This window comes from Nostoc sp. PA-18-2419 (assembly GCF_005869855.1).
GTDB lineage: Bacteria > Cyanobacteriota > Cyanobacteriia > Cyanobacteriales > Nostocaceae > Nostoc.
Genome location: NZ_SZNH01000054.1, coordinates 22589 through 28588, shown reverse-complemented (window position 1 = coordinate 28588; position 6000 = coordinate 22589). Strand labels below are relative to the sequence as shown.

General features: G+C 40.7%; 7 protein-coding genes. 2 read left to right on the top strand and 5 right to left on the bottom strand.

Going from position 1 to position 6000, the window contains the following annotated elements; translation table 11 throughout:
- Together FCR06_RS29675 and FCR06_RS34455 are read right to left on the bottom strand one after the other, a co-directional pair.
- Positions 1-215 (bottom strand): helix-turn-helix domain-containing protein (locus FCR06_RS29675; RefSeq protein WP_138506202.1); only part of this gene is annotated, 215 nt, incomplete at its 3' end.
- A 241-nt stretch (positions 216-456) separates the two neighbouring features.
- Positions 457-579, bottom strand: coding sequence for a hypothetical protein (locus FCR06_RS34455; RefSeq protein WP_262984722.1), 123 nt, complete (start codon positions 577-579; stop codon positions 457-459).
- A gap of 190 nt (positions 580-769) precedes the next feature.
- On the opposite strand from FCR06_RS34455, the gene ndhD1 reads away from it, so the two are divergent.
- Both ndhD1 and FCR06_RS29665 read left to right on the top strand, forming a co-directional pair.
- On the top strand, positions 770-2347 hold the full coding sequence (gene ndhD1 / locus FCR06_RS29670) for a photosynthetic/respiratory NAD(P)H-quinone oxidoreductase subunit D1 (protein WP_138506200.1): 1578 nt from the start codon (positions 770-772) through the stop codon (positions 2345-2347).
- A 241-nt stretch (positions 2348-2588) separates the two neighbouring features.
- The gene (locus FCR06_RS29665) at positions 2589-3341 is read left to right on the top strand and encodes a Uma2 family endonuclease (RefSeq protein WP_138506198.1); all 753 of its coding nucleotides are present in this window, start codon (positions 2589-2591) and stop codon (positions 3339-3341) included.
- A 132-nt stretch (positions 3342-3473) separates the two neighbouring features.
- On the opposite strand, the gene FCR06_RS29660 is transcribed toward FCR06_RS29665, so the two are convergent.
- The 3 genes from FCR06_RS29660 to FCR06_RS29650 all read right to left on the bottom strand — a co-directional run bounded on the left by FCR06_RS29660 (position 3474) and on the right by FCR06_RS29650 (position 5894).
- A complete protein-coding gene (locus FCR06_RS29660; RefSeq protein WP_138506196.1) occupies positions 3474-3728 on the bottom strand; it encodes a TIGR02450 family Trp-rich protein in 255 nt (84 codons plus the stop codon).
- A gap of 472 nt (positions 3729-4200) precedes the next feature.
- Positions 4201-5169 (bottom strand): FTR1 family protein, encoded by a 969-nt coding sequence (locus FCR06_RS29655; RefSeq protein WP_138506194.1) that lies wholly within the window; start codon positions 5167-5169, stop codon positions 4201-4203.
- Positions 5170-5459: 290 nt separating this feature from the next.
- Complete coding sequence (locus tag FCR06_RS29650; protein WP_138506192.1) at positions 5460-5894, bottom strand: bacterioferritin; 435 nt, start codon at positions 5892-5894, stop codon at positions 5460-5462.
- Positions 5895-6000: the final 106 nt, after the last annotated feature.

Genomic DNA, 6000 nt, shown 5'->3' with positions numbered 1-6000 from the left:
ACTGTTAATAAATTCTCGACTGTGATTTTAGCGATCGCTCCACCTGCATGAGGTTTTGGAGTCACTTGTCCTATATTTCGGTAGCGACGAATTAACCGTTGGACAAACGATAAGCTTACTTGAAAGCGGTCTGCAAGTTGTCGAAGTGACCCTTCCTTGGCTGTATAAGCATCAATTACCCGTTGGCGTAGATCATTTGAGTAGGCAGCAGGCATTACTGTGAGTATTTTTATTACTCTTCTAGTTTATACATTTTGTAGTCTACTCAATTGAAAACCGCTGTATGAAATGAAGAGACTTAATCAGTAAGCTTGAAGAAATGGGTTGTATCTTTGTTTTTGCGTCGGCTCAATTTTGCCGCTAGACCGGATTTTCATGCCCATATTGTACACTTCAAAATGTAGTATGCAAATATTCAAGAATAATTTCTCACAATCAGTAACAATTAGGTATTTATTAATACTGCCAAATATTGATCATTTGTGATTGCCAAAGTTCTATAGGAACAAGTACATTCGTTGTTTCTGCATCTATGTTGGTGACATAACAAATCTGACTGGCAATTTTTGCGGTTATCATAGGTTATTTCTCCTGTCATGCTTTTTTGCACTAAATTGCTTTTTTAGTCAAAAAAGACTCCCAATCAAAAAATCGGGGATCGGCAATTTAATTAAATCAACCTAACGAGCAAGACCAAATCCCCAAAAAGCTGTTAGTTAATAACTAGTGACTTTTTGCCAAACATGATTTTGATAGCAGACGAATTGCGATGAATACAGCTCATTTCCCCTGGCTGACGACGATTATTCTGTTTCCGATAGCGGCGTCACTACTGATTCCCATCATCCCAGATAAAGACGGCAAAACAGTGCGCTGGTATTCCCTGATTATTGGGCTGATAGATTTTGCACTGATTGTTTACGCTTTTTATACTGGGTACGATTTCTCCAATCCAAATTTGCAGTTGGTGGAGAGTTACCCCTGGGTACCGCAACTCGATTTGAATTGGTCAGTAGGGGCTGATGGCTTGTCCATGCCTCTAATTATTTTGACTGGATTCATTACTACCCTCGCGACTCTAGCAGCTTGGCCTGTGACCTTCAAGCCCAAGCTATTTTATTTTTTGCTGTTGGCGATGTATGGCGGTCAAATTGCCGTCTTCGCCGTCCAGGATATGCTGCTGTTTTTCCTGGTGTGGGAACTGGAATTGATTCCGGTTTACCTGCTGCTGGCAATTTGGGGAGGCAAAAAGCGACAATATGCAGCGACCAAGTTTATTTTGTACACTGCTGGCGGTTCGCTGTTTATTTTGGTTGGTGCTTTGACAATGGCCTTTTATGGCGATACAGTCACATTTGACATGCGATCGCTTGGCTTAAAAGACTACGCCCTCAATTTCCAACTTTTAATTTACGGTGGCTTCCTAATTGCCTACGCTGTCAAGTTGCCAATTATTCCTTTGCACACCTGGCTACCGGATGCCCACGGTGAAGCTACAGCCCCTGTACACATGCTACTAGCAGGTATTCTCCTCAAAATGGGCGGTTACGCTCTGATTCGGATGAATGCCCAAATGCTACCTGACGCCCACGCTTATTTTGCACCAGTGTTAGTAGTTCTGGGGGTAGTAAATATCATCTACGCTGCCCTGACATCCTTTGCCCAGCGCAACCTAAAGCGAAAAATTGCCTACTCCTCAATTTCTCACATGGGTTTTGTTACCATTGGGATTGCTTCCTTTACCGATTTGGGATTGAGTGGAGCAGTATTGCAAATGGTTTCCCACGGGTTAATTGGGGCGAGTTTGTTCTTTCTGGTTGGCGCAACTTATGACCGGACACACACCCTGATGTTGGATGAAATGGGCGGTGTCGGTAAGAGAATGCAGAAAATTTTTGCCATGTTCACTACCTGTTCAATGGCATCTTTGGCATTGCCAGGAATGAGCGGTTTCGTAGCAGAATTAATGATATTTGTGGGCTTTGCTACTAGTGATGCTTATAGCTCTACCTTCAAAGTTATTGTGGTTTTCTTGATGGCAGTTGGGGTGATTTTAACTCCAATTTATCTGCTGTCGATGTTACGAGAAATTTTCTACGGACAAGAAAATGAAGAATTGGTTTCTCACCAAGCTTTGATAGATGCTGAACCCCGTGAAGTATTTATCATTGCCTGTTTATTAGTGCCAATTATTGGTATTGGTTTCTATCCGAAATTGCTAACTCAGATGTACGACTCCACAACTGTACAATTGACAGCAAGATTGCGTAATTCCGTGCCGACATTAGCACAACAAAAACCAGAAGCGCCAAAAATTTCTTTGAGTGCGCCGGAAATTGCTAATTAGATAGGTCACTAATTTCAATTAATATTATTTTTAGGGCGGGTTTTGTACCTGCCCTTTTTGGTCATTGGTCATTTTCCAATCCCCAGTATCATAAATTTACGTATACAGAAAAATTATACTTATTTATGTTTGACTACTGAAGAAAAGACAGCGATCGCTCAAAATACTTTTAGATTGTTACTATGCGAACGCATATCAATTGATTATCTAGAAATTAAAATCAGATGTAGCAAAATAACTCATGTTAAACTACAATCCGCTGCACTGTTTGCCATCTTCCGAAGAACTACCCGACTGTGATGATATTCCTGTGGATAATGAACTACAAAATTCAATTCCGGGCTTGCTGAAAACAATACTGGCTTTAGCTTGGTGCGATCGCTGGGATTGGTTCTTTGGCGTTAATATGGGTATTTATTATCACCCAGACAAACCAGCTATCGCCCCTGATGGGTTTCTCAGCTTAGGAGTCCAACGTTTTATTGATGTAGGCAAAGCCTTCTCCCAAGGATTAGACTTACGCTTGAGTTATGTATTGTGGGAAGAAAAAAAACTGCCAATTTTGGTACTGGAAGTTGTTTCTCAAATCCATCGAGGAGAATACACCACCAAGCAACAATTCTATGCCAAAGAATTAGGAATTTTATACTACGTTGTCTACAATCCCTTACGGCGGAAAAAGTCGCCTTTGGAAGTGTATCGCTTAGTTGATGGGGAATATATTTTAATGTCAGATTTAATGTCAGCAGACCCTGTTTGGCTACCAGAAATTGGTTTAGGAATTGGGCGAGAACGAGGAATTTATCAAGGTATAGCGCGGGAGTGGTTGTACTGGTATGACCAGGAAGGACAAAGATTGTTGACACCAGAAGAACGCATCCGAGAATTGGAAGAACGCGCGGCTTTTGCAGAACAGCGGCAGGTGGAAGCAGAACAACGGGCAAAAATCTTGGCAGAAAGCTTAAAAGCTTTCGGTGTCGAACCAGAAACTTGAGTCTGAAATTTGCGACCGTTCAAACTGCCCCATTAATGTGAAATCAAAATATTAGTCGAGATGTCAAGTAACCTAAAGACGTATGTTACTTGAGATGAATCTCAGTTTACTCAGTTTATTTATTTGAAGCAATCAAGATACATTATCTTCTAATTCCTTGATTTCCTGTAATGTTTGCCAGCCAGCTTGCCACTGAGAGTTATCTTGTAATAATTTGGCATTTATCCAGAAACGAACTTTAGGATCGCAGGCAGCCACCATTTCAGCGTACACCCACTTACCTTGATTTTTACGGTTGACTACTTGGAAGTGTCTCCATCCGTCTACTTCTTGCTGTGCTGTCCATTTAGAACCAAGTAAGTAAGGAAATTTTTGTTTTTTTGTCATCTGTCATTGGGCAACTTGTTAATTATTTAGGTTTGGCTCTGGATTATGTTTGGATGGATAGATGGTACAAACATCACCATTAGGAACAAAGGTATGCCAAGGTTATATACACTGAGATCAATTCGTAATTCGTAATTAAAAAAGTCTGATTTAGTTTGGGTTCCTGGGTTTGGATCTGTATCATTATTTTTGGGAAATGGTGTGACACGAAAACGTGTTCAACGGGAATATTACAATGTAAACTACCCCCACTAAACGACTCGCTTGGCTTGATCACTATAGTGGGGGCTTTTTGGTAGCCCTATAACTATTTGGCATTTGGCTGGCTCAATCAAAAAACCTCTAAGAGGTTTTACTAGGCAAAACTCTCCTTCTCCGATTCAAAGAGGGACAGACTTTAACTAAAGTTCAACACAGAGATAGGTTCGTCAAACTCACGTTAAAGTAGTACTTACAACATGATTAATATGTTTTAATCTTTTGTATAAGTAATTGGCTTTTGACGAGATAGAATATTTTTTTTATTATCAAAAAAGCCACCTCCAAGACTGCGGAAATATAGTCCGCCAATGATAAGTAAAAACGCTACATAGCCCACGGCTTGCACAAGATAAATATTATCGCTATAGCCAAATAAAGATTTGAGAATAATGCCAGGAAACTGTTCGTCAGGTAAAATTGCGGAAGTATTTGAAACCATTGGCCCCAAAATACAGGAATGGACTTTAGTAAAGCGTTCGTAATAGAAACAAAGGCTTTGGGTAGCACGACTGCTGAGGGCAAAGTTAGCCACAGCATCGTCAAAATTTTTCAAAGCTGAAACTACTAACCCAGCGACAATTAAGACTAATAAAACGCCCATTACTCGGAAAAACTGGCGGATGTTAATCTTAATGCCCCATTTAAATAAAAGCACACCTATAGCGATCGCCACTCCTAAACCTGCAAGTGCGCCAATGCTAGGTACTAATCCTTGTTGAAAGTTAGCAGCAATGAACAGAACTGTTTCAAACCCTTCACGAACAACAGCAATAAAAACTAAACTAAAAACACCCCAACCTGCATTTGAGTTTCCTGCCAGTGCTTGGGTAACTGCTCCCTCAACCTGCGCTTTCATAAATCTGGCTTGTTGAGTCATCCAGATTAGCATCCAGCTGAGCATTGCGATCGCTAATACACTAAACACACCTTCCAATGCTGGTTCAACTACGGAAGTATATTGAGGATTAGCAGCCCCCACTACTTGAATTATCCAACTGAATAGCACACCTATCAAGGCACTAATCACAATACCAACGGCGACACCAGCATATACCCAAGAATTCAATCGGGATTTTTTAGCTTTTTCAAGCAAAGCTAGCACAATTCCCACAACAAGGGCAGCTTCCACTCCTTCTCGAAGTGTAATCACAAAAGTAGGTAGAGCAGTGGTAAAATTCATCTTTTGTCCTTTGTCGTTTGTCCTTTCTTACAAAGTTGAGGCAGTCCGTTGGCGGGGTTCCCCCGCTTAAAGGAACTGCTGTCTGTTCAAAGGAAAGCTCCGCTCAGACTTTGCGTGTCATTAATCATTAGTCTTTTATCCTCTCCTGCAAAGTTGAGCCACTGCGTTAGACGGTTTCCTAACTTTTTCAGTGGCATGTGTTCGGCAAAAGCTCCGAGTCGTGACTTTGCGTGTCATTAGTCATTTATTTTTGACTAATGACAGACGCGATTAATCGCGTCTAATGAGTATTAACTAAAATCGCGTAACATCTTTTTCAGTTCGAGATTATGCATCTCTTCTTGTCCAATCATGCCGCGAGCAAATTCTTCTAAATAAACGCTGGCATTGTTGACAGTTTCAAGGAGAGTTTTATACAGATCCAATGCCTTCTTTTCATGCGATAAGCTTTCTGCCAAAATATCTTTGACTGTATGCTTATAGGTTTCTTCCATTGGAGCAATTTTTAAGGAGGGATGCCCATCTAAACCTGTGAGAATTTCTCCTACTTGTTCAGCATGAAGTAAAGATTCGCTTGCTTGTGCTTTGAAGAAAGCCACGATGGGAATGCGATTAGGACCAGTCACCATCAAGGAATAATGTGTATAGCGTACTACTCCTGCTAGTTCAAATTCCATGATGGCATTCAGCAGGTCAATGGTTTTTTTCTGATCGAGTTCTTGCATCAGTTGTTAGTCAAAGTGACAAATAGAGTACAGTTAGTTAAGAGTTAGGAGTTAGGAATTGGGAGTTAGGAATTGATAATTTTTAACTTTTAACTCCTAACTTTTA

Bases quoted from the DNA above. Each gene is read 5' to 3' on its own strand.
- FCR06_RS34455 (WP_262984722.1), bottom strand. From the start codon at position 579: ATGATAACCGCAAAAATTGCCAGTCAGATTTGTTATGTCACCAACATA.
- ndhD1 (WP_138506200.1), top strand. From the start codon at position 770: ATGAATACAGCTCATTTCCCCTGGCTGACGACGATTATTCTGTTTCCG.
- FCR06_RS29665 (WP_138506198.1), top strand. From the start codon at position 2,589: ATGTTAAACTACAATCCGCTGCACTGTTTGCCATCTTCCGAAGAACTA.
- FCR06_RS29660 (WP_138506196.1), bottom strand. From the start codon at position 3,728: ATGACAAAAAAACAAAAATTTCCTTACTTACTTGGTTCTAAATGGACA.
- FCR06_RS29655 (WP_138506194.1), bottom strand. From the start codon at position 5,169: ATGAATTTTACCACTGCTCTACCTACTTTTGTGATTACACTTCGAGAA.
- FCR06_RS29650 (WP_138506192.1), bottom strand. From the start codon at position 5,894: ATGCAAGAACTCGATCAGAAAAAAACCATTGACCTGCTGAATGCCATC.